The following is a 22,730-nucleotide window of genomic DNA, read 5'->3' on the forward strand; positions in this document are numbered from 1 at the left end:
GAGTTGCTGCCCCAAGCCCAGACGGTGCCATCGTTGCGGAGCGCCAGCGAGTGGGAGGTGTCTGCGGCAAGAGTGGTGATGCTCGTTAGCGCGGACAGCTGGATGGGACTCGGGCTGTATTCTATTCTTCTTCCATTGCCAAGCTGACCATAGCCGTTGCTGCCCCAAGCCCTGACGGTGCCATCGCCGCGGAGCGCCAGCGAGTGATCGGAGCCTGCGGCAAGAGCAGTGGCGGCGGTCAGCCCCGTCGCCTGCGCAGGAGTGGAGCGGGAGGAAATTGTCCCATCGCCGAGCTGGCCGTAGTCGTTGTAGCCCCAGGCCCAGACGGTGCCATCATTGCGGAGAGCCAGCGAGTGGCGCGAACCTGCGGCAAGAGCGGTGACGGCCGTCAGCCCCATCACTTGCACGGGAGTGGAGCGGCCGGTGGTCGTCCCATCGCCCAGCTGGCCTTTCCAGTTGCCGCCCCAAGCCCAGACGGTGCCATCGTTGCGGAGCGCCAGCGAGTGTAGGTTTGCGGCGAGAGCGGTGACGCCGGTCAGCCCCATCACTTGCACGGGAGTGGAGCGGGTGGTGGTTGTCCCATCGCCCAACTGGCCTTCGAAGTTGCCGCCCCAAGCCCAGACGGTGCCATCGCTGCGGAGAGCCAGCGCGTGGGCAGAGCCTGCGGCAAGAACGGTGACGCCCGTCAGCCCTGTCACCTGCACGGGAGTGAAGTGGGAGGTGGTTGTCCCATCGCCATGCTGACCATAGCCGTTGTAGCCCCAGGCCCAGACGGTGCCATCGTTGAGGAGCGCCAGCGAGTGGTCGGAGTTTGCGGCAATAGCGGTGACGCCGACCAGCCCTGTCACCTGCACGGGAGTGGAGCGGTCGGTGGTTGTCCCATCGCCAAGCTTGCCGTGCCAGTTGCTGCCCCAAGCCCAGACGGTGCCATCGCTGCGGAGTGCCAGCGCGTGGGCAGAGCCTGCGGCAAGGGCGGTGACGGCCGTCAGCCCCGTTACTTGCACAGGAGTGGGGCGGTCGGTGTCCATCCCATCGCCGAGCTGGCCGACCTCGTTTCTGCCCCAAGCCCAGACAGTGCCATCACTCCGCAGCGCCAGTGAATGTTGCGAGCCGCCGGCGACGGTAGGCACTGGGCAGGGATTGGCTGTGAGCTTAAAAGATTCAGAGATGGAGTGCGCGCCACCATCACTGATCGTGACGGTGATCGTGACGGGAGAGCCTCCTGGTACGCATAGGGGGGCTGTCCACATCACTGAGCTGCTGGTGCCCGTGTTCGATGGGGTCCCGAGAGTGCCGGTGGAGGCCTTCCAAGTGAAGGTGAGCTCGCGCGTCTCCGCATCCTGGGCCGTGACGTTGAAGGTGACAATCTCGGAGGCCATCACCTGGGTGGCGGACTGCGAACTCCCGGTAACGACGGGAGCTGCGTTGTCGGGTGGGGGCTGGGGAATGGGAGCTGGGCTGTCCGGAGAGTCCGGGGGAGGCGGTGGGGTCTCCCAGCCACAGCGCACGGGACTGCGCTGACAGAATCCCTCCTGAGCCTCTGAGAAGTCCATGCAACCGGACGCCCAGAACAGCACCGCCCCCATCAGCAGCCAGCATTGAGCCCAAGTCTTCACCGCCACCTCCTTTCCCAGCTCGGCGAGGACGATGCCCTTGGCGTGTTCACTGCGGTGCATGGGTACCTCAAGTCAGCCCACCCCTCCATCCGCCGCACGCATCCGGCAGATCGTTCATACAGGGCTCCCCCTGTATCACTTCAGTGTTTCACTCCGGTGTTTCACTGAAGAAGACGGAGCGCGCGGCGAGTCTTCATTGTGCCGGATTTATTTCTATTTCGAACGTGCCAGGCAGATATCTCTAGACGATCTCATATCGTCGAGCATTGAGCGGGGCAGGTCTGTACCACTTAGGGCGGAGGTCTTCCTGGCCTGGGCCAGCTGGCCCAGGCGGCCGGCTTCACCGATTCCGCCGCGGCGGACGCCTCGGGCCGTTCGCATCAGCTAGGCTGGGCCGGTGTCGCTCAACGATGGCTACGTCTACCGAGAACAGCTCGCGGCCCGACCGGGCAAGAGCGCGCTCGCATACCTGACTGACAAGTACCGCCACTCTTCCGAGCAGGAGTGGAAGGCGCGCTTCGTACGGGGCGAGGTGCTGCTCGATGGAGTCACCGCGAGCGGCACCGAGCTGCTGCGAGCAGGCCAGCTCCTCTGCTGGCACCGCCCGCCGTGGGAGGAGGCCGACGCGCCCCGAAGCTACGAGCTCGTGTACGAGGATGCGGCGATCCTCGCGGTCATCAAGCCGAGTGGGTTGCCCACCCTTCCCTCGGGCGGCTTCCTGAAGAACACCCTGCTCCACCTCGTGCGGGCCCGGTGGCCGGAGGCGGTCCCCATGCATCGCCTGGGTCGTGCGACGTCGGGCCTGGTGCTCTTCGCGCGCACGCGGGCTGCGGCTTCCGGGCTGGGCAAGAGCTGGAGCGAGGGCACCATGGAGAAGCGGTACCGCGCGCTCTCAAGCGGCCGGGCCGAGCAGGAGCGCTACGACATCTCCGCCGCCATCGGATTGGTGCCTCACCCGCTCTTGGGAGCGGTGCACGGCGCGAGCAAGGAGGGCAAGCCCTCCCGGAGCACGGCCCGGGTGCTGGAGCGGCGCCCGATGCAGACCCTGTTCGAGGTTGACATCCACACGGGACGTCCAGAGCAGATTCGAATCCACCTGGCCTTCATCGGCCATCCGCTCGTGGGGGATCCGCTGTTTGTCGCGGGCGGCCTGCCCCGAGCCGATCACCCCGGTCTGCCCGGCGACGGCGGCTACCTGCTGCATGCCGAGTGGCTCGTGTTCGCGCATCCGCTCTCAGGCGCACCCATGCAGCTTCACGCCCCGCCGCCCCGCGAGCTCAGGACGACGGCGAGCGCATCTTGAGGGTTCATCCCTGGTAACCCCTGTGACCAGAATCCCCTGGGCTGATCCGAACAGTTGCCAGGGACTGGTCTCTGCGATTACCACGCAGGGGTGCTCCCCAGTGGGGAAGTACTTGAAATGACTCAAGGCGCAGTGGTGCGCCCAGGTGGTGACCGGTGGCACAGAGGTCGCATGGGGGAGGACCCTATCCTACCTCTTGCAGAGAAGACCCATGACCTCCATCACTCGGCACAACCCTTCAGCTCCCGCCCCGCTCCCACAGCGGACCTCCGGCCATCAGCTCCCCGCCACTCCGACACAAGCGAAGCCGTCCGCCCGCCCGGCTCCCCGGGATGGCTTCGAGAGCAAGGCCTCCAAGGCCTCGAAGGAGGGGGACGTCCAGTCGCTGTTCCGGCAGCAGTTCGGCGCGCTCGCCACGGACAAGAAGCAGTTCCACGAGAAGCTGCGCGGCATCTTTGGCGAGGGCTATGACTCCACCAAGGCCGAGCAGTACCGGCAGCAGGCGCTCTCGGGAGACTTCGAGTGGCTGCCGCCGGTGAAGTGGGTGGAGCCCGAAGTCCTCGGGGAAGGCTACGGCGCGTATGACGCCGGCTCCGGCACGGTGCTCCTCAACCGCGCGCTCCAGGACAATCCCTCGCTCGCGGCATCCACCTATGTGGAGGAAGCGGGCCATCACCTCGACACGCAGCTCAACACGCAGGACACGCAGGGCGATGAGGGCGAGCTGTTCCGGCGCACCCTCAACGGAGAGAAGCTGACCCCGGCCCAGGTGAAGGAGCTCCGCGCGGAGAACGACAAGGGCATCATCCAGCTCAATGGCCAGGCCATCGAGGTCGAGTTCCGGAAGAGGCGCTTCCGCAACGCGATGAAGAAGCTGGGCAACGGCATCAAGAAGGTGGCCCAGGGCGCCGTGGACACCGTCAAGAAGGCGGGCAAGGCCGTCGTCAACAGTGTGAAGGAGGCGGGCAAGGCCGTCGTCTCCGTGGCCAAGGGTGTGGCCGGCGGCGTGAAGTCCTTCATCACCGGCGTGTCCGAGGGCGTGACGGGCTTTGTCTCCAACCTCGTCAGAGGCAAGGTGGCTGACGCCTTCCAGTCGCTCGCGCGTGGCGCCGACAAGGCCTTCCTCCAGGCGCCCATGCGCGTCCTGGGTGGCGTGGTCAACTCGGCCCAGCGCCTGGCCAACAGCGGCACCGCGTTGATGGGGCCGCTCGCCAAGCCCGCGCGCTCGCTCACGGCGCGCGCCTTCGACGCGACGCGGACGACGCTTGATACGGGCAGCGGCATCGTCCGGGACGTGCTCCGCACCGCCTCCGAGGTACCGGTGGCGTTCCTCCGGGGGGCAGAGAAGGCCGTCAAGCAGGCCGCCAAGGGCGAGTGGGGCGCTGCCGTGGGGAGTCTCGGCAAGGGCGTCAAGGATGCGGGGATCCGGCTGGCGGGCGGCGCGGTGGACGTGTTCGCGCGCGGTGTCCAGGGCACGGTCGACACGGTGCTCACCCTGGCCTTCGCCGAGGCGCCCGCCCGAGGGCTCAGCGACTCAGAGATCAAGCTCCTGAAGCAGGTCTACGGGGACTCGGTCGACTACTCGGCGATCCGCCTCAAGCGGGGCGGCTCCACGGACTGGACGCGCATGGCACCGCATGTGGTGGGCAACACCATCTACATGCCCACCAAGTGGAACAAGGAGGCCCAGTTCAACCGGGACGGCTCGTTCACCGCCGCGGGCCTGGAGACGCTCCTCCATGAGGTAGGCCACGTGTGGCAGAACCAGAATGGCGGCGGGGACTACATCCACCGCGCGCTGCTGGCCCAGGTGCAGGCCAGCCGCGAGTCGGGATCGCGCAGCGGCGCCTATGACTGGCGCGGGGCCGTCGCCGAGGGCAAGTCCTTCGAGGAGCTCAACCCCGAGCAGCAGGCCCACCTGATGGAGGACCTGGGCATGAGGTTGCTCGACGACGCCTCTGCCAACGACTGGAGCGCCGAAGAGCTGAGCTTCGCGATGAGCGCCTGGCGCAAGGTGAAGCAGGGCGAGGGCTCGCGCTAGAGCACGGGCTGGGTGCGCAACGGATCCCGCCGACCTGCGCAGCATCGGCGGGATCCTGTGCTCAGCACCTTCTGCGCCCCCGCGACCGAGCCCCAGGAAGAGGGCTCACCGAGAGCTCGGGCGAGGCGACCGGGGCCCCTGCAGTGCTCAGCCCGGCCCGCGCCTGCCGGACAACGTCCTGCGCATCCTCCGTGTGTCTCGGATGACTTCCAACCTCGCGGCCCTACGCCGTGGAGTTGCTGAGCTCGGCCTCACCCACCCTGGGCACAGCGCTGGGGGTGGGCACCTCGAGCCAGTCCCAGGTCTCTCCGTTCCAGCGCTGCTCGTGCCAGCCCAGTCGCGCTGCGGCTTCGCGCGCTCTGGCGCCGTGAGCGATGAGCGCCCATCCCACCCGAGATTGCTTGCACTCCCCGCTCTTGAACTTCAGGAGCCGTCGCTGTCCGCGCGCCTCCTCGCAGTCTGCATCCCAGAGCGCCTGGCTGTGGCGCCCGTCTCCTTGGGAGTCCACGGCGTTCCGGTCACACCAGGCGACCACCTCCCTCGCCCGGACAAGCTTGGAACCTCTCGAGAGCTCTGTGACAGCTGCCACGAGGAGGGCAGGGGTGATGACACGCATTGCGTGCTCCAGGAAGGGGGTGCACCAGGGGCAGGGCAACGACGAGGCTCAACCTACAGAGTCGGGGAAGCTCGAAGGCCATGGGAGCTCCATGTCTCTGTCATGGTTCTGTCATGAACCAGGCGCGGGCCTTCTCGCGCGGCAAAGGCAGCATGAAGCTCACCGACGCGCCGCCCTCGACGCAATCGATCAGCACGTCGGCCAGTGCCTCCACGCAGGCGGTGGCCTCGTTGGCGTCAACGCGCCGCACGGTCACTTCCTCGGTCATCCGTTTCTCCTGGGTGGCCAGCGCATAGCACAACGGCTCGAACGCCTGACGCCGTGCCCTCCGAAGCTGCAGGGCGAACACCGCGCAAGAGCAGGGTGAGGACAGCGGAGAGCAGCCCTGCGTTCGCCGGCAGTGCTCGCTGAGCCATCGCGTCGGCCGCCACCTTCTCTTCGGGCACGAGCGTGCGCGTGGCCACCACCGCCGGCACCAGGCTCCACCCAAGCTGAACACTTCTCTCTTCACCTTTGAGCACCACGTACCAGGCTGGCCCGGCCGAGAATTCCGAGTCCGCACAGCCACCGGAATGGGCGGGTCAAGACCTTGGAATGGAGAAGCGCAGGGTGAGCGGCTCGCAGCCGCGTTCAGGCTCTGAGTCCGGCGGCGGTGCCCAGGCGCCCAGAGAGTGGTAGAGCACCCCGCCGCGTCGCTCCAGGTACAGGATGATGTTCAGCGGCCAGCCCGTGTTTTGGAAGATGTGCCGATCCATGGGCGTAGGATCCTGGCTCACCCGGAGCTTGCGCTCCTGGGGTGGACCGATGCGGTGCCAGTCCGGATGCAGGTGGATGGAGCCAAGCACCTCCATGCCCTCGGCCTGTGCCTCGCGGGTGATGCGCAGCAGATCCTTCGGGTCACACCAGAAGCCCCGGCGCTTGTTGCAGTAGGCCGTGCCGAAGCAGGGCACGATGGAATCATCGAACTCCTGGAGCACTCCCGCATCCAGCTCACGGATGTTGCGCGCGTAGCGGACGTGCTCCACCCGCATCGCGTCCTCCACGAAGCGCCCCACCAGGACAGCCCAGCAGCGCGGCGGGAGCTGTGGCGTGCACGCCTCGTACTCACGCACCGAATCGCCGATGAAGTCGGTGAGGAGCGAGGGCTCCAGGAGCACGATGCGGTCCCTCACGGCTCCTCCTCAGCGGGGGGAGTGGGCAGCTGGCCGCGGGCCCGATCCTTCCGGAGCTGCTCGCTGAGGTGCCGGGCCACCCGCTCCTCGAAGGCGGCGATGGCTTCAGGCGTCCACACATAGAAGCCCCGGCCGGACTTCAGTCCCAGCTCACCCCGCTCCATCTTCTCCGCGAGGAGGGAGGGCACCGGGCGCCCCGCGCCGCGGAGGATGGCCACCACTGTGTCCAGCCCCGCCAGGTCCAGCCGCTCGAAGATGCCCGTGACGCCCAGACGCCTGCCCACAGACTGGGTGAGGATGCGATCCACCATCTCCGGAGTGGCCACTCCCTCCTGTACTATCCGGAGCGCTTCGCCCACCAGGGCCGCCTGCAACCGCGGCCCCACGGAGCCGGGTACGTCACGCGCGAACACCACCGGCTCCTTGCCCAGCGCCTCCATCAGCCGCCGGGCGGCCTGGAGTGCCTCTGGCGCTGTCCGCTCGCCAGGGATGACATCCACCAGCGGGATGAGGTGCGCGGGCTGGTAGTAGTGCACGGAGAGGACGCGCTCAGGGTGCGTGCAGCGGAGCGCGAGCGCTGTCACGCTCAGCGCCGAGGTGTTCGAGGTCAGCAGCACATCCGGCGGCGCGAGCCGATCCATCTCCTGGAACACCTGCTGCTTGAGTGCCAGATCCTCCGGCACGTTCTCCGAGAGGTAGTCCTGGCCCGAGATCGCCTCGGCCAGAACGGTGGTGCGCCGGAGGCGGGCGAGCGCCGCAGAGGCTTGCGCCGCGGTCACGAGCCCGGACTCCAGCAGCAAGGTCAGGTCCCGCTCGATGCGCCCGTGCACCCGCTGGCTCGTCTCCGGCCGCGTGTTGAAGAGTGTCACCGTGCGGCCAGCGAGCGCGAACTCGAGCGCGATGCCGCACCCCATCACCCCCCCGCCAATGATTCCCACATTCTGGATCTGTCGGCTCCCAAGGGAGTTCAAGGCATGATCCGAGGAGGAGGGCATTGACACGCACCTGTAGCATCCACCCTAGTGGGCGAGGGGACTGCGGAATGCAGTGGGGCGAGCGTAGCCGGGGGCTGCACGTCTGGCCATGGTCAACGGCTGTTTTCGGGCGAGCGGGCTGAGGAGTGGGCTGGATCCGGAGAGGCTCGAGAGCGCCCTGGCGTGCGTGCGTCGGCGCGCCCGGACCGTGAGGGTGGTAGCGCATCCCTGCCGGGCTCTGAGATGATCTTCTTGGCTCTCAACCTGGCGGTGCGATGGCAAAGGTCCGCATTCCCACACCCCTGCGCGGCTTCACGCGCAACGTGGACGAGGTGATGACCACGGGGACGACGGTCGGGGAGGTGCTCCGGGAGCTGGATCAGCGCTTCCCGGGCCTTGGCACCCGCTTGCTCGACGACAAGGGGGCTGTGCGCCGCTACGTGAACATCTTCCACAACGACGAGGACATCCGCTTCCTCCAGGCTCTGGAGACGCCAGTGAGCGACCAGGACCACATCACCATCATCCCCGCTATCGCCGGAGGGTAGGCGCCGCGGCTGCCGCCGTGAGGAAGTCCAGCGGGTCATCTAAACGGTAGGGCTGTCCGACAAGCGGGTCAGCTCTTCCTCTTCTGGACTTCTCCCGTGCTCACTTCCGCCGAAGAGCCGATGATCGTGTCGGACGCCGCTCGCTCGCGGCGGGCCAGCCACACGAACGGAATCGCCAGGGCCTGAAGTGCTGCGCTGAGGCCGAAGGAGACCGGGTAGCTCCATGCGTCGGCAGCCCTTCCAAGGAGGGGCTGGATTCCGACCGCGCCACTCGATCCCATCAGCGAGTCGAACGACACCACCGTGGCGCGTTCCTTGGAGGCGATGAGGCCATGCAGATACGCCTGGCGCACGGGCGTGAGGGTGGCGAACATCAACGCCCACAGCACCAGAAGGGCGATGGCGATCCAGAAGTGAGGCAGGAGCCAGATCATCGCCAGGACCAGGGTGCTCAGCAGCGTCCCCGCCAGCAGGACGGACGTGCGCCGGTGGAACATGCGCCCGATGTACGGCACGAGCAGTCCACCGGCGATCTGCGCTCCGGCCGTGACTGCCGCCGCGAGGCCAGCAATCGCGTAGGCCCGTTCGTTGCCATACAGCTGCAACAAGTAGGGCTGCATGGCATAGAACGCATAGAGGGTGACCCCGCTCGTGAAGGGCGCCGCCAACATGATCCATCGCACTGGGGGGTTGGCGAACCCGTGCTCGATGGAGCCCCGCAGGACACTCTTGATCTCGTCCATGGGGCGTTTGCCACGGCTCGGGGTGAAACCCAGGTCTCGCATCAACGTGAAGGCGAGTCCGAAGGAGAGGGCGAGCACGAGTGCGCGCAGGAGGTAGGGCACTCCCAGGTGGGTCGCCTGTGCGATGACACCTCCGGCGACGGAGCCGCAGAGCATGGCAATGCCTTCGACGACCTTGCCTTTGGCCAGGACCGACTCGAGCTCCTCTCCTTCTTGGAAGTATCCGCTGAACGTCAGCGCATCCACCAGCCACGCCTCGACCGCTCCGGAGAAGAACGTAAAGCCGAGCCCGAGAAGCGCAGACGTGAGGGCCCAGGCCCAGAAGGGCGCAGAGACGTGCCACATGAAGAGATAGAGCAGGGTGGAGAGGGTGAGCGTGAGGGTGCCCAGCAGGTACGACGTTCTTCGGCCACGCGTGTCGGCCACCACGCCCGTCGGCACCTCGAAGATCACCATGCCGGCGGTGAAGAAAGCGTTCGCCGCGAACGCCTCTGTATTGCTCAAGCCAGCATCGAGCAGAAAGAGCGTGTTGATGCCCCAGATGAATGAAGCCGCCAAGGTATGGAGCAGCAGCAAGAGCAGGTAGACGTTCTGAATTCTGCGGGCTGCAGCATTCATTGCAGGCAGCGATGCTGTTTCCATCGGGTGCCCAGGCAAAGGGCTGGATGGAACGGGTGCTTCCTCGAAGACACTTCCCGCAGCGCTGACGACGGTGCCGCTGCACCTCTCCGGCCGGAGACGACACCATCGCGGGAGTTGCGGATGTAGATCTCCCTGCAAGGGGGGCTTCGCCTGCATCGCGGCCTTGAGCGCGCTGGCGACATCGGTGCCGGTGGCGGCGGTGATGACGTGCGTGACGGAGGGGGCCGGCTCCTGGTGGCCGGGGCTCGCCTCGCCGCCGCAGTGGTAGACTTGGCCCACGATGCCTTCCAAGCACCTCTGCTCCTGCTGCCGTCTGCCCACGCTCGCCGAGCGCGGCGAGTCCGAGGTCTGCGACGTGTGCTGGTGGGAGGACAACGCTCAGGACGATGCGGACGCGGAGGTCGTGCGAGGCGGACCCAACGGTGACTACTCGCTGGCGGAGGCGCGTCGCAACTTCCTCGAGCATGGCTCGATGTATCGAGCGGGGGACCGCATACACCGTTGGGCGGGGCGACCGCCTTCGCCGGAGGAGAGGCCGCTCCTCGACAAGGTCCTGGCCGCGGGCGAGCGCTTCCGGGCGGCGGTGACTCCGGACCAGGAGGAGATGGCGATCGCGACCATCGAGGGCTGGGCCTCGAAGCTCAACCGTGCACGTCAACGTGCGCGATAGGAGGCTGGATTCGCTGCCGGGCACGAGCCCATATCGGGTCCACTTCTGCCGCTTCCTCTCGGCGATGGTGACAGCGACCGCGGGAGCCTCTTCAGGAGTGACGCACAGCATGCAGTCCACGATGAACGTCCGCGGCGGATCGTAGCTGTACGCATCGTATTCAGAGCAGGTCGCCTGTTGGCAGGTGCCATCCTGACTCTCCCCAGCCACACCTTGCCAGGGCACACACGAGCGTCGGCAGGTGAAGCTGGGCCCCTGGAGAAAGCGCGCGTCCCAGCAGGCCTGCTGGGCCCGTGGAGCGCGCGTCGGACATGGCCGCTGGGCTCGCCCCGTATCCAGGCAGCTGGGAGCTGCGACCGTTTCTGGCGTCCCGGCGCGCTTCAGCGGTCCGAGCGGGCCGTGTCGGGGCAGCCGGTGAGACGGGGGCTGAATCGCATGTGCCCCAGTGTGACCCTCCAGCGGGGAATTGAACGGGACGAGACGGGACGAAGAGGGGGAACGATCCGGTGTGAGATCAAGGCGTTAGCCGGTAACAGCGCGACCTGCCTAGGCTAATGTGGGCGCCATGAAGGAGCTATTCCCCGGCTACTACCGTCCGACCCCGGAGGAGTTCGACGACCTCTGGAAGACGGCCACGTTCGTTTTCGACACGAACGTCCTGCTCCACATCCACCGACGGAACAAGAAGACCCGGAGAGCCATCCTCGACAAGTTCAAGAGGCTGGGTGACCGGCTCTGGATTCCCTATGAGATCGCAGCCGAATACCAGCGGAACAAGCTCAAGGTGGCCTCTAACTTGGTGGATAGCCTTAAGGATATCCTCGATGGGCTTAAAAAAGCCAAGGAACCACTACGAGCGCACCACCTTCGCGAGCACGCGTTTCTCGATGCCGAGACTTTGACGCAAGGTATTGACCAGCTCATCAAACAAGTCGAGCAGGCGCGAGACAACAGCCGCCGTGTCTCGCTGGACGATGCAGAGAGCATGGAGCTCGCGTCCCTCCTTCATGGGCGGCTCGACGAGCCTTACTCCGAGGAGGTGCGAAGCAACAAGCTAAAGGAAGCAAAGGTCCGCGCCGAGAAGAAGGTTCCGCCTGGCTTCAAGGACTACGAGAGCAAGAAGAATGAAGGCCTCGCTGCAGGCGACGCGCTCATCTGGTTCAAGATGTTGGGCCGCGCGACAGAGAAGCAGTGCCCCATCATCTTCGTCACCGACGATGCGAAGGAGGATTGGTGGGGCGACGAGGAGCAGGCATACGGCCCGCACCCCGAACTCAGGCAGGAAATGTGGAGCGTCGCCCGGCAACGCTTCTATATGTACAAGCTGTCAGAATTCCTTGTACACGCCGGCAAGTACCTTGGTGAGAACGTGCCGGCCGAGGTGGTCGAGGACGTCAAGGAGCATGAGCTTCGCGTGCGCTACACCATGATCTCACTCGATGTACAACGCCTGCGGTCGGATCGTGACAGGCTCGCTGCGTTGCTCTCACAGGTTGACGCCAGAATTGCGGAAGATCCGCATTCACCCCACGGGCTGGAGGATAGGCACCGCCTTTATGATCTCCAAGAGCACATCCAGGAGCTGGATGATGTGCTTGAGCACACTATGCGCGAGTTCGATGAGGTGAGGTCCAATTTGGGTTACCCCGTTCAGCCCAGGTGAATCGTAGGTGGTGTTAGGGGGCCGGCTTGGGGCAGGCTGGCTCATCCAGGACGTGGGCACGGAGGACCTCGGCCGCCTCCAGGGCGGTGTAGTCCCGACCCTGGAGCCCGACGCGCATGGCGACGTACAGCAGGGCGAACACAGCACGCAGGAAGACGGTGAGGACGTCAGAGAGCAGTCCCACGTCCTTGAGCAGCATCCACCGTACCCGGTGCGGAAAGGACTGCGTCCACTGACGGTAGGGCACGTGCGGCAACACCCGCTCCACCAGGTGCAGACCGGGTTCACACGCGATTGCTCGAAAGGCGTGCGCCGTCGCAGGTTTAGGGCACCCCTCCTCCACGGGTTCGAATCCCGTCGGGGACACTGTCATCGGGGCTGGAAGCCGCTGGAATTTCAGCGGCTCCCGGCCCCGGCGCCTGCCGCCACACCGGGCGCAGTCGCCTTCGCTGTGGCCTCAGGCGTGGGGCTCGCCTCTTGTAACTTCGGCTCTGCCCTAGCTGGGGGAGACGCGGCGAGCTACTCCGAGTACTCCTGCCTGGCGACGAGGCGCCAGTTGCGGTTGTAGCTGTGGAGCTTGGAGAACCAGCCGCTGTGGCAGCTGCCGCTGTTGCTGGCGGTGTAGCCGTAGACGAAGCCGTTGTGGACGCGGGCGTCGAGGCGGGGCGAGCCAGGGTTCTCGCAGGGCTGGCTGACGCGGACGGCCTGGTAGGCGGCCTCGGCGAGCACTTCTTCCTGGCCCTCGAAGTCGTAGAGGGAGTGGACGCGGTTGGCGGTGAAGGTGCCGAGCTGGTTGGCCTGCTGGGCGTCGCTCAGCGTGAGGAAGGACTGCAGGTTGGCGAGGGTGGCGGCCTCGGAGGTGACCGAGCCGATGAGGCGGTGAACGGCGCCGTCATTGTCGGAGAGCGCGGCGCGCATGGCGGTGATGCCGGACGAGCCCTGGTAGACGGAGGTGTCGCCCCAGGTGAAGCTGAAGGCGGTGCCGGCGGTGTAGGCGTTGAGCGCGCAGGAGCCGCCAGCGCCGGCGGTCTCGACGAGGATGATCTTGCGGAGGCGGTGCTCGGGGTTCAGGAGGGCGAGGCACTCGTTGCCGGCGACGCCGTCGTAGTTGGCGGCCGGGAGCACGGCCTCGACGATGTTGTAGACGCGGAACGTGGGATCCGTGACCTGTTGCTCGATGGCCTGGAGGTTATCAGTGTCCGTCTCGGCGCCGAGGCAGCCGGCAGCGACGGAGGAGGCGAGGAGGAGAGAAGAGAGTCGGAGAGAGGTACGCATGGCCGCGGAAGCTAGCACGCGTGATTTGATCGATCCCGATAATTCAGCCTGCCCTGGCTAATCGCGTTTCACCAGCACGCCTTCCCCAAGGCTTTCGACCCCCCAGCCCCACCAGGCCGGAAGCCGCTGTCTCCCTCCAGCGTGGCGGTGCGCTCAAGGTGTGTAGAGCTCCGCGGAGGCGAGGGTCGTCCCATTGTATCCCCCCACGGCGAGCACCTGGCCGGAGAGGAGCAGGGTGGCGGTGAAGGAGTAGCGCGTCGAGGCCATGGAGCCGGCGGAGGACCAGGAGCTGGTGGCCGGGTCGAACACCTCCGCGGAGGCGAGGGGGTAGTGGGGACTGTTGTCTCCCGCCGAGACGAGCACCTTGCCGGAGGGGAGCAGGGTGGCGTTGGGCAACGCGCGGCCAATGGACATGTAGACGGTCGAGGACAGGAAGTGGGTGGCCGGGTCGTACAACTGCGCGTAGGGGCGGGCGATGGTGAACCAGCCCCCCGCGATGAGCACCTTGCCGGAGGGGAGCAGGGTGGCGGTGTGGAGGGAGAGGCCCGTGCTCAGGGAGCCGGCGGAGGACCAGGAGTTGGTGGCCGGGTCGTACACCTCCGCGGAGGAGAGGAGGCTTCCATTCTCGCCCCCTGTGACGAGCACCTTGCCTGAGGAGAGCAGGGTGGCGGTGTGCTTGCCGCGGGTCGTGGCCATGGGGGCCGCGGAGGACCAGGAGTCGGTGGCCGGGTCGTACAGCTGCACGGCGGAGAGAAAACTGCTGCCATTGTAGCCCCCCACGACGAGCACCTTGCCGGAGGAGAGCGGAGTGGCGGTGTGATAGCCACGGGCCGAGGCCATGGGGGCCGCGGAGGACCAGGAGTCGGTGGCCGGGTCATACAGCTCCACCGAGGAGAGATAGCTGCTGCCCGTGTAGCCCCCCGTGACGAGCACCTTGCCTGAGGGGAGCCGGGTGGCGGTGTGGAGGGCGCGGGCCGAGGTCATGGGGGCCGCGGAGGACCAGGAGTTGGTGACCGGGTCGTACAACTCCGCCGAGCTGAGAGAGCTGCTGCCATTCAGGCCACCCGAGACGAGCACCTTGCCCGTGGGGAGCAGGGTGGCGCCGTGGTTGCGGCGGGGCGAGGCCATGGTCCTCGCGGACGACCACCCGCTGGCCGCGCACACCGGCAGCCCGGAGATGGCAAAGGGTTTGGAGGCCGAGAGGCCGTAGGCATTGGTGACGGTGGCTGTGATGGAGGGGGTCACCCCCGGCAGCAGGCACGAAGGTGCCGTCCACACGACGTGGCTCGTGGTGGCGGTCGTCTGCGCCGGGGCCAGCGAGCCGGTGTTGGCGGTCCAGGCGAACGTCATGGCGCTGGACTGGGGGTCCAGGGCGGTGACGTCCAAGGCAACGGTCTGGCCGGGAGGGGTGGAGGTGGCGGACTGGTAGAAGTGGGTGAAGCTGGGAGCGAAGCGCTCGGTCGCGGAGGAGGTGATGCAGAGGTTGAGGGTGCCCGTGGTCTGCCCCCCGCGACCGTCCTGGACGGTGACGGTGAGGCGGCAGTTGTTGCAGGCGCCGGCCGGTACGGAGGAGGGGGCGAAGGAGGCGGCGCTGGACGTCGCATCCGTCCAGGTGCCCGGGCAGGAGGCGGTCCACAGGTAGGAGAGGGCATCCCCATCCGCGTCGGAGGCGTTGGCGGAGACAGTGGTGGACTGCCCCGCGTCGAGCCGGTTGAGCGAGGCGGAGACCTTGGAGACGGCGGGCCAGGTGTTGAAGGAGATGGTGACGGCGGCGTCACCGGTGCTGCCGCCGGAAGAGACGTTGACGGCGAGGGAGACGGAGACGGCGGCCCCCTGGGAGTCCGTCACCGTGAAGGTGAGGGTCTGGACGCCCGTGGAGGAAGGCGCGGTCCACGAGGTGGAGGTCGCGTTGGGGGCGGAGAAGGTGCCACCGGTGGCAGTCCAGGCATAGGTGAGGGTGTCGCCTGGGTTGGGGTCATGGGCCGCCGCGGTGAGGGTGAGTGCGCCTCCCATCTGGACGGAGGAGGTGGACGCGACGACAGAGCCGAGGACGGGGGCTTCATTGCCGTAGGGCGGCTGGGGAGACACCTCCTGGAGGGAGAGGGCCACGGCCATCGTCTGGTTGGCGGTGATGGTGACGCCCGAGGCCTGGCCCTGGAAGCGCAGGGTGCCCGAGGCGTCGAAGGCCTCGGCGAGGAAGGCCCGGTTGGAGCCGGCGGGGATGTTGCCGATGAGGCCCCCCCAGGCGCCGTTGGACCGGGCCAACTCGACGACGAGGGACGTCATGTCGGCGGAGGAGACAGTCACCTTGACGCGGGTGACGTCACTGGCGGAGAGGGCCTGCGAGATGGAGGCGGCGACCTGGACGGAGCCGGTCGGCTGCGCGGTGCAGGCGACGAGGCAGAGCAGCAGCACCGCGGCGAGGCGGGGGAGGTGTGAGTGTGTTTGCAAGACGAGTCCTTCCGTTGGGCGAGCGCGCACGGGTACGCCGAGCCTCGGCGGCTTCGTGCCTCGGCACTGGGAGGAGCCACCAGGGAAGGGAATGATGCGGAAAAAATGAGCGCAGCCGTTCAGGTGCCCCGCGGATGAGGCCCGTGCGCCCCCCTGACGCTCACAACCCGTGTGGTGTTGAGCCTCAAGCAGTCGCGCTGCTCCAGAAGCTCACGCCCCTGCTTCGCCCTTCCTGCGGGGCCGCCTGGGCAGGCGTGTCCCTCAAGGGGCTGGGCGGCCGTCCACCGACCGGGCGCACGGCTCGGGCGACCCCTGTCAGCGGCCCTCCTCGGCCCCTGCGCTCCTACCCGCCACCCCTCAACGGCCCTTCCTTCCTTCCTATGCTCCTTATTACGATGCTTCAAGGCATGGCCAGCGGGATTGCCCGCTCCGCCGAGTCCACGCGATGCTCCCCAGGCCCGTGAACTCACCTGCGACGACGGCTCCCAGCGAGCCCCAGCGGCACTACACCGCCTTCATCAGCTATCGCACCCGCGTGGAGCCCGACCGGTCGGTGGCAGTCTGGCTGCAGAACTTCCTCGAGGCCTACAAGCTACCGCGCGGGGTATCGAGTCTTCAGGGGCGGAGTGATCGCCGCCTGGGCAAGATCTTCCGCGACACCTCGGATCTGCCGGCCACGCCTGACTTGCCGCAGGAGATCCGCCGGGCGCTCGACGCGTCCGAGTTCTTGATCGTCGTCAGCTCGCGACAAGCGCGCCAGTCGCAGTGGATGGATGCCGAGGTCCAGCACTTCGTTGACGCCGGCGCGACGGACCGCATCCTCCTGCTGCTCGTCGACGCCGAGCCTGCCGAGAGCTTCCCTCCCCAACTGGAAGGCCGCCCCCTCGCTGCGGATGTCCGGGCCCCCAGGCCATGGCTGAGCCGCTGGAAGCTGCGCACGGAGGTGCTCCGGCTCATCGCGGCGATGCTGCGAGTGACCTATGACGACCTCCGGCGACGCGAGCGGCTGCGACAGCTACGCGACGGCGTGCTGGCGACAGTGGCGACGGCGATCATCCTCACCGTCATCGGGTCGCAGGTGGCCACTCGCCTCGCGGCCCAGGAGGAGGCTGAGCGGCAGCAGCGAGCCACGCGGGCCGCCCAGCTCGGGCTGCTGGCGCAGTACGCGAACGCTGCCGGCAAGCCTGGCCAGGCGGCACTGCTCGCGACGGAGGCGCTGCGTCAGACGCTCCCAGGTGATCCGTCGCCGCAGGCTGCACGGCAGGCACTCCGGGACGTCCTCGCCCATGTCTCGGGGCATCCCTTTCCCCTGCCGCCCACCGCCGAGCTGGACACCCCACACATCACGATCACCCCTGACGGCAGCCGCGTGCTCATCGCTACGACCGCGGGCGAAGCGGTGCTCCGTGAGTGGACGCTCCGCGAGGGTAAGGCTTCGCTCGTGCGCGCGCTCCCATGGAAGGACGGCGCGGTGGACCAACTCGCTGCCGCACCCTCAGGTGGCTGGTGGATCGCGGCCCGAGACCCAGAGGGGGGATCGCTACAGCTGTGGCGGTTGCCCGCTGAGGGAGACACCCTCGTGCCAGCACCAGCACCGGGTGGGCCCATCGGCGCGTTCAGCCGGGATGCCTCGCGCTACGTCGCTGTCGGATCCGACTCGGACCGTGCGGATGACGTCGTCACGATCACGGATCTTGGGGCCGAGGTCCCCAGCTCCTCACGCATCGTCCTGGTCCCGAAGGAGGAGGAAGGCTGCTTTGATCGGCGCGCGACCGCGGTGGCCTTCAGCGACGACGCGAGCCTGGTAGCCATTGGGTACCGCGGCGCATGCGTGTGCGTAGTCCGCCTCGGCAGCAAATCCAACGAGTCCCGGTGCTGGAGCACGGGACACCTCCACTCCGGCCTCGACGATCTGCTCGACGCTCCCATCTACCTGCTGAGGTTCAGCCCCGACAACGAGGTGCTGGTCACTGCCTCCGGAGACACCTCGCCCTTCACGCTGAGCAGAGCCCAGGCGGGGCTGGTGTTTCGTGTCCGGGTGGGGGCCAGGTTGGATGAGCGTCTGCACCTTTGGAGCCTGGGGAAAGCCAAGGTCCCTGCTCCTGTCGCGCTTGAACACGATGGAGTTGTCAGCGCCATTGCCTTCAGCCCCGACGGGATGTGGCTGGCGACAGGCAGTACGAATGGAATGGTCCGGGCATGGCTCCGGTCCTCGCGGAGTGAAGGCACGAGCTCCGAAAAGCCACCTGTCTCACGGGTTCGGCTGCCAGGACACACCCAGCGGGTGGCGGGGCTCCAATTTCTTGCGCCTTCGACGCTGGTCTCGTGGAGCGAAGACCACACCGTTCGTCGCTGGCAGTTATTGGCAGACGGAGCGGCAGAGCAGACAGTCTTTCACGGCCACGAAGCGGCGATCTCGTCAGCCGCCATGGCGCAAGGACGTTGGCTCGTGACCATCGACCGGAATCAGGGCTTGCGGCGCTGGGACCTGCATGCGGCCGGGCCTGGAGTCGGCCACCCCTTCGTCTCGCGGCCTGAAGGATGCTCGATCGACCTGCCCTCTACACGGCAGGAGTTGAGCCGAGACGGCCGCTGGCTGATCACCGAGAACTGCGAGGACTGGAGGATCTGGTCTCTCTCCAGGGAGAGGACTGGAGAGCTTCAGCCACGGGAGCTCTCCACGGTGACGGGACGTACCTGCTCGCTGGAAGTCGATCCTGCAAGCCGGTGGCTCGTCCGGGATTCCGAACAGGGGCTCTCGGTGTTCCGGCTGCAGGAGAACGGGAGCCTGGGTGCTGAGATGCCGCTTGGGACCGAAGGCTGCAATGGCATGAAGGTAAGCCCCGACGGACGATGGCTGCTGGGCCACCGCGATGAGCACACCGTCACCATCTGGGAGCTCTCGAAGGATGCTCCCCGCACCGTGCAACTGTCCGCGAAGCCTGGCACGGTGTTTGTGGGTTCGAGCGAGTTCAGTCCTGATGGCCGGTGGCTGGTGACGCAGCACTCTACCGACCAGGCATACCTCTGGCAGATGACAGCGGATGAAGCACTGCAACAGCGTGAGCTGCGCGTCTGCCATCTGGCTGGAGACATCTTCAGCCCGGATGGGAGATGGCTTCTCCTTCAACAGCGTGCCACCGGGCAGGATGCCTGCGAGCCGGTGTTGTATGATCTCTCGCAGCCGAACGCCGCCGCGCGGCGCCTCACCGGGCCTGGAGGCAGCCTGTCACGTCCCGTCTTCAGCCCCGACGGGAGGTGGCTGGCAGCGAAGGAATCCCACGATGGCCAAGGGGCTGGGGGGACATGGCTTTGGAGGCTTGATCCTTCCCATTCGCTCATGTCTGGCCAGCACCTGGAGGGAGCCATCTCCCTGGGCGGCGCGCAACCGTTCGACCCTCGAGCGCAATGGCTGATGACGTGGGGGAACTCGCATCCGCTCCTGTGGCATCTGTCGGATGCTGGTGGGGGAGTGAGAGCAGTGCCCTTGACCGGGCAGGTTCCACCGGACTCCGAACTCAGTGATGCGTGGCTCGCGACCTGGTCTCCTGATGGACGGTGGGTCGCCATCGCCAATGAAACCGACCGCAGGGTGGCCATCTGGACCCTCGATGCGGAAGCGGGGCTTGCCGTCCTCCGGACCTCGCTCGGGCTCGAGGCAGGCACGATCGCTCTCTCGAGCAGCGCCGATGGGCGCTTCCTTGCGCTCCTCGCGGCCGATGGCCGGGTGCGGTTGTGGGACACAAGCGAGCCGGACGGGCCAGCGGCGCTGATGAATGCTGGGATCCAGGATGCTCCGGAGGGGCTCACCTTCGTGCCTGGCCACCCGTGGCTGATGACGTGGGGTCGTGCTATCCGTTTCTGGCCACTGCGGATCGAAGATCTGGCGAGCGCGGTCTCGCGGGCCGCGGGCCGGAACTTCACGCTAGAGGAGTGGAACCAGTTCTTCCCTGGCCGGGAGTACAAAGTCACCTTCCAGGAGTGGCCGCGCGCTTCCCGGGCGCAGTGAGCCATCCGCTCAGTGGAATGGCGCGCAGCTGCGCGACGGTGGCCGCTTGGTCTGCGTGAGGAGTGAAGGCAGGCGGCGGGTTTTGGCGGGCCGTGAAGCAAGCCGGAGTGGAGACGATCCTCGGGAAGCGCGGCATTTCCCCCCTCGGCCCGAGGCGCGGCTGAAGCCTACGCGCAGCCGCTCCAGGCCTGAGCGCCACTTCCCGACAGCTTCATTTCCGCTCGGCTCGCCATGGCTCGGCAGATTGCCTCCTGGCTGCCTCGCTGCCCCACCTGTCACCGCTCCAACTCTCTTCGTTCCTCGCGCAACCATCCAGGCCTCCCGCTTCGCGCCTCGGGGCCCTAACGCAGTAGTGTTAGCCGGCAGACCGGGAGGACCTACCGATGACGGTGGATCTGCGAATTGCCTCGTACAACATTCTGGCGGACGCCTACGTCAAGCCCGAGTGGTTCCCGCACACGCCCGCGGACGTCCTCCGGCCGCAGAGGCGCCAGGAGGCGCTGGCCCGCCGGATCGCAGGGCTGGACGCGGACATCGTCTGCCTGCAGGAGGTAGAGCCCGACAGCTTCGCCGCGCTCCGCAGGGTGCTGGAGCCGCGCGGGTACGCGGGCGTGCTGGCCCTGAAGCAGCAGGGCCGGCCCGATGGCTGCGCAGTGTTCCACCGCCTGGAGCGGTGCCTGAGCCACCGGGCCCATTACTTCAGGGACCGGTTGGAGGACGGGCGCATCTCCGGGCACCTGGCGCTGGTCGTGGACTTCGACGCCGGAGGGGACCGGCTGCGCGTAGCGTGCACGCACCTGCGCTGGGACCGGCCGGACAGGCCCGTGGAGCAGCACCAGGGGATGCAGGAGGCGGCCGAGCTGCTCGAGGAGCTGGTCCGGCGGGACCCGGATGCCCTGTGGGTCGTGTGCGGCGCAAATTCGTGCAGGCGCTCAAATTCGAGCCTTGCTGCCAGCAGGTGTTGGACCTCATCGGCCAGCTGTACGCCATCGAGGAGGACCTGCCCGACTGGCACGCGTGGGAAGGACAGGCGCGACAGGACGCGCTGGCCCATCGGCTCACCGTGCGGCAGCAGCAGTCAGCTCCCCTCGTCGAGCGCATCAAGGCGTGGGCACTGTCTCAGAAGGCGCTGCCCGACAGCACGTTTCGCAAGGCCCTCGAGTACATGCTGGAACTGTGGAACGGGCTGACGGTCTTCCTGCACAACCCTCTGGTGCCGCTGGATAACAACCCCGTCGAGCGACAGATGCGGGACATGGTGCTGGGCCGCAAGAACCACTACGGCAGCAAGTCCCAGCGCGGCACCGAGGTGGCCGCTCTCTTCTACTCGCTCATCGAGACGGCCAGGCTGCGCGGTGAGGATCCGGGCGACTACCTGCTGCGCGCAGCCCTCGCCTCCATCGAGAACCCGGGCACCGTCACCCTTCCCCACAGCGTCGACTGACGACCGCTCGCACCCCAAGCGCGGGCCTCGTCTGCTCCGTGCGGGCACGGGGCACAGCGAACTGATACCCCGCGTCGGACAGCTTCAGCTCGGCCCGAAAGGTGCCACCTCGAAGCGCTCGGACAATGTCGGCGCGTCATCGTGATCGTTTGCTCCCTCCGCAACACCGAGTCCACGAAGCCTTGCGCTGAACTGAGAACTTGAGAGCCGCCTACGGTAGAATGGGGCTACGCTCGGATTCAAGGTACCGGTGCAACAGTGGAGACGACGATGACGACGGACATGGGGGAACCGCAGCGTACGATGATGGTGGTGGCCTTGGCACTAGTGCTAGCTGGGTGTGCAGTTGATCCCGAGCCAGACCCGAGGGACCTAGAGCAAAGCAAGAGCGCCATATATGGTGGCTGGGTCGCCAATAGCGGTGACTTTCCACAAGTCGTATACGTTTTAGCCGACGGCGCAGCGTGCACTGGTACGCTTATCGCACCGACAACGGTCCTTACTGCCGCGCATTGTCTCGATCACTATCCAGCAGCCTCGAATGTGTGGGTAGGCTTCGGTGCACCATGGCCCTCCGAGTTCTTCAATGCAGTTTCGTACGAGATTCACCCCGATTTCGACATGGACTATCTATTCGGAGTTGTGGTCAGCAGCCACCATGACACCGCTCTTATCCATCTCGCCTCGGCAGCGCCATATCCTGTGTCGAAGCTCGTGTCGCCAGCAGAGGAGTCAGCCTATGTAACGGAGGGCTCGCTGGCGTGGATCGCAGGGTTTGGCGAGAATAACTTGTCTGGATACCCATCGTCGGGAATCAAGATCCTCGGGACAGGCTACATCAGCAACTTCAAGGAATGGGTCATCCGGCTGGATGATCTTCCTTCGTCGGCTTGTGGGGGCGACAGCGGCGGTCCGTTTTATAGCCATGTTCCAGGGGTCGGCTTGAAGCAAGCTGGCGTGCTGAGCTTCGGAGCTCCGAGCTGCGAGACATGGAATAAGTACGCTAGAGTCACGCTCGACTTGTGGTGGATCCACTTGAATGCGAGGGTGCCATGCGACTCGGGACTTCCATGCGATCAGCGCTGCGGAGACTATGAGTGTGATCTGGATCACGAGAACATTTATACCTGTCTCGCCGACTGTGCCTACACCGCGTGCGGCGATGAGGTCTGCACACTAGTGGCCAGTGAGACCACGTCGAACTGCCCGTCTGACTGCTATTGCGGTGATGAGATTTGTGATTGGGACGAGAAAATGGGTGGCACATGCACGAGCGACTGCACGCCGCGCATTGATGGATCGTGTCCAAGTGGCGTCTGCGATGGCAACGAGAATTGGGCCGAGTGCCCGCAGGATTGCCAGTAATCCTACTCGGTCGTTTCTCTCTACGGGCACGGCGAGCTTTTGCCCCTGATCCGACGGTGCGCAAAGCGTGCTTCACCGGCTCGGCAGGCGTCTCCCTCTCCTCGCCCAGACGGGACAGGGCGAACAGAACCGAGCTGTCCGACGCGCAGTAACTGATCGCCGTGCCTCGTCTGGGGAAGCGAAGAGGGAGCGGCATAC

Annotated in this window: 16 protein-coding genes and 2 pseudogenes; 9 read left to right on the forward strand and 9 right to left on the reverse strand. The window is 66.6% G+C overall.

Annotation, left to right across the window (positions count from 1 at the left end):
- Positions 1-1,676 (reverse strand): annotated as a pseudogene (locus VD972_RS22575) (RCC1 repeat-containing protein); the annotation flags it as partial.
- Positions 1,677-2,013: 337 nt separating this feature from the next.
- On the opposite strand from VD972_RS22575, the gene VD972_RS22580 reads away from it, so the two are divergent.
- Both VD972_RS22580 and VD972_RS22585 read left to right on the forward strand, forming a co-directional pair.
- The gene (locus VD972_RS22580; protein WP_324990262.1) at positions 2,014-2,919 is read left to right on the forward strand and encodes an RluA family pseudouridine synthase; all 906 of its coding nucleotides are present in this window, start codon (positions 2,014-2,016) and stop codon (positions 2,917-2,919) included.
- A gap of 211 nt (positions 2,920-3,130) precedes the next feature.
- On the forward strand, positions 3,131-4,960 hold the full coding sequence (locus VD972_RS22585) for a hypothetical protein (RefSeq protein ID WP_324990264.1): 1,830 nt from the start codon (positions 3,131-3,133) through the stop codon (positions 4,958-4,960).
- A 223-nt stretch (positions 4,961-5,183) separates the two neighbouring features.
- On the opposite strand, the gene VD972_RS22590 is transcribed toward VD972_RS22585, so the two are convergent.
- The 4 genes from VD972_RS22590 to VD972_RS22605 form a co-directional block, all read right to left on the reverse strand.
- The gene (locus tag VD972_RS22590) at positions 5,184-5,468 is read right to left on the reverse strand and encodes a hypothetical protein (protein WP_324990266.1); all 285 of its coding nucleotides are present in this window, start codon (positions 5,466-5,468) and stop codon (positions 5,184-5,186) included.
- Positions 5,469-5,676: 208 nt separating this feature from the next.
- Entirely contained in the window at positions 5,677-5,844 is a 168-nt protein-coding gene (locus tag VD972_RS22595; RefSeq protein WP_324990267.1) for a hypothetical protein, read from the reverse strand.
- Positions 5,845-6,157: 313 nt separating this feature from the next.
- On the reverse strand, positions 6,158-6,748 hold the full coding sequence (locus VD972_RS22600; RefSeq protein WP_324990270.1) for a hypothetical protein: 591 nt from the start codon (positions 6,746-6,748) through the stop codon (positions 6,158-6,160).
- A complete protein-coding gene (locus VD972_RS22605; RefSeq protein WP_324990272.1) occupies positions 6,745-7,719 on the reverse strand; it encodes a 3-hydroxyacyl-CoA dehydrogenase family protein in 975 nt (324 codons plus the stop codon). Before VD972_RS22605 ends, VD972_RS22600 begins: the two co-directional genes overlap by 4 nt.
- Positions 7,720-7,997: 278 nt before the next feature.
- Between VD972_RS22605 and VD972_RS22610 the strand changes: the two genes are divergently transcribed.
- Positions 7,998-8,270, forward strand: coding sequence for a MoaD/ThiS family protein (locus VD972_RS22610; RefSeq protein ID WP_324990274.1), 273 nt, complete (start codon positions 7,998-8,000; stop codon positions 8,268-8,270).
- A gap of 68 nt (positions 8,271-8,338) precedes the next feature.
- Here VD972_RS22610 and VD972_RS22615 read toward each other — a convergent pair whose 3' ends face one another.
- Complete coding sequence (locus VD972_RS22615; RefSeq protein WP_324990276.1) at positions 8,339-9,631, reverse strand: MFS transporter; 1,293 nt, start codon at positions 9,629-9,631, stop codon at positions 8,339-8,341.
- A 304-nt stretch (positions 9,632-9,935) separates the two neighbouring features.
- Here VD972_RS22615 and VD972_RS22620 point away from each other — a divergent pair, with 304 nt between their 5' ends.
- Both VD972_RS22620 and VD972_RS22625 read left to right on the forward strand, forming a co-directional pair.
- A complete protein-coding gene (locus VD972_RS22620) occupies positions 9,936-10,325 on the forward strand; it encodes a CPCC family cysteine-rich protein (protein WP_324990278.1) in 390 nt (129 codons plus the stop codon).
- 565 nt (positions 10,326-10,890) lie between these two features.
- Entirely contained in the window at positions 10,891-11,988 is a 1,098-nt protein-coding gene (locus VD972_RS22625) for a PIN-like domain-containing protein (RefSeq protein WP_324990280.1), read from the forward strand.
- A 13-nt stretch (positions 11,989-12,001) separates the two neighbouring features.
- On the opposite strand, the gene VD972_RS22630 is transcribed toward VD972_RS22625, so the two are convergent.
- The 3 genes from VD972_RS22630 to VD972_RS22640 form a co-directional block, all read right to left on the reverse strand.
- Entirely contained in the window at positions 12,002-12,235 is a 234-nt protein-coding gene (locus VD972_RS22630; RefSeq protein ID WP_324990282.1) for a hypothetical protein, read from the reverse strand.
- Between the two features lie 272 nt (positions 12,236-12,507).
- Entirely contained in the window at positions 12,508-13,263 is a 756-nt protein-coding gene (locus VD972_RS22635) for a hypothetical protein (protein ID WP_324990283.1), read from the reverse strand.
- 153 nt (positions 13,264-13,416) lie between these two features.
- Entirely contained in the window at positions 13,417-15,714 is a 2,298-nt protein-coding gene (locus VD972_RS22640; protein ID WP_324990285.1) for a Kelch repeat-containing protein, read from the reverse strand.
- Between the two features lie 460 nt (positions 15,715-16,174).
- On the opposite strand from VD972_RS22640, the gene VD972_RS22645 reads away from it, so the two are divergent.
- The 4 genes and pseudogenes from VD972_RS22645 to VD972_RS45515 all read left to right on the forward strand — a co-directional run bounded on the left by VD972_RS22645 (position 16,175) and on the right by VD972_RS45515 (position 22,532).
- Positions 16,175-19,723 (forward strand): toll/interleukin-1 receptor domain-containing protein, encoded by a 3,549-nt coding sequence (locus tag VD972_RS22645; RefSeq protein ID WP_324990287.1) that lies wholly within the window; start codon positions 16,175-16,177, stop codon positions 19,721-19,723.
- Between the two features lie 383 nt (positions 19,724-20,106).
- Positions 20,107-20,577 (forward strand): annotated as a pseudogene (locus VD972_RS45510) (endonuclease/exonuclease/phosphatase family protein); the annotation flags it as partial.
- Between the two features lie 53 nt (positions 20,578-20,630).
- Entirely contained in the window at positions 20,631-21,167 is a 537-nt protein-coding gene (locus tag VD972_RS22650; protein ID WP_324990288.1) for an IS66 family transposase, read from the forward strand.
- A 306-nt stretch (positions 21,168-21,473) separates the two neighbouring features.
- Positions 21,474-22,532, forward strand: coding sequence for a S1 family peptidase (locus tag VD972_RS45515; RefSeq protein WP_414654100.1), 1,059 nt, complete (start codon positions 21,474-21,476; stop codon positions 22,530-22,532).
- Positions 22,533-22,730: the final 198 nt, after the last annotated feature.

Origin of the sequence: Hyalangium sp., assembly GCF_035629615.1 — a bacterium.
Taxonomy (GTDB): Bacteria; Myxococcota; Myxococcia; order Myxococcales; family Myxococcaceae; genus Hyalangium.

Excerpts from the sequence above, each read along its gene's own strand:
- VD972_RS22585 (WP_324990264.1), top strand. The coding sequence starts at position 3,131 with ATGACCTCCATCACTCGGCACAACCCTTCAGCTCCCGCCCCGCTCCCA.
- VD972_RS22595 (WP_324990267.1), bottom strand. The coding sequence starts at position 5,844 with ATGACCGAGGAAGTGACCGTGCGGCGCGTTGACGCCAACGAGGCCACC.
- VD972_RS22610 (WP_324990274.1), top strand. The coding sequence starts at position 7,998 with ATGGCAAAGGTCCGCATTCCCACACCCCTGCGCGGCTTCACGCGCAAC.
- VD972_RS22615 (WP_324990276.1), bottom strand. The coding sequence starts at position 9,631 with ATGAATGCTGCAGCCCGCAGAATTCAGAACGTCTACCTGCTCTTGCTG.
- VD972_RS22620 (WP_324990278.1), top strand. The coding sequence starts at position 9,936 with ATGCCTTCCAAGCACCTCTGCTCCTGCTGCCGTCTGCCCACGCTCGCC.
- VD972_RS22625 (WP_324990280.1), top strand. The coding sequence starts at position 10,891 with ATGAAGGAGCTATTCCCCGGCTACTACCGTCCGACCCCGGAGGAGTTC.
- VD972_RS22635 (WP_324990283.1), bottom strand. The coding sequence starts at position 13,263 with ATGCGTACCTCTCTCCGACTCTCTTCTCTCCTCCTCGCCTCCTCCGTC.
- VD972_RS45515 (WP_414654100.1), top strand. The coding sequence starts at position 21,474 with ATGGTGGTGGCCTTGGCACTAGTGCTAGCTGGGTGTGCAGTTGATCCC.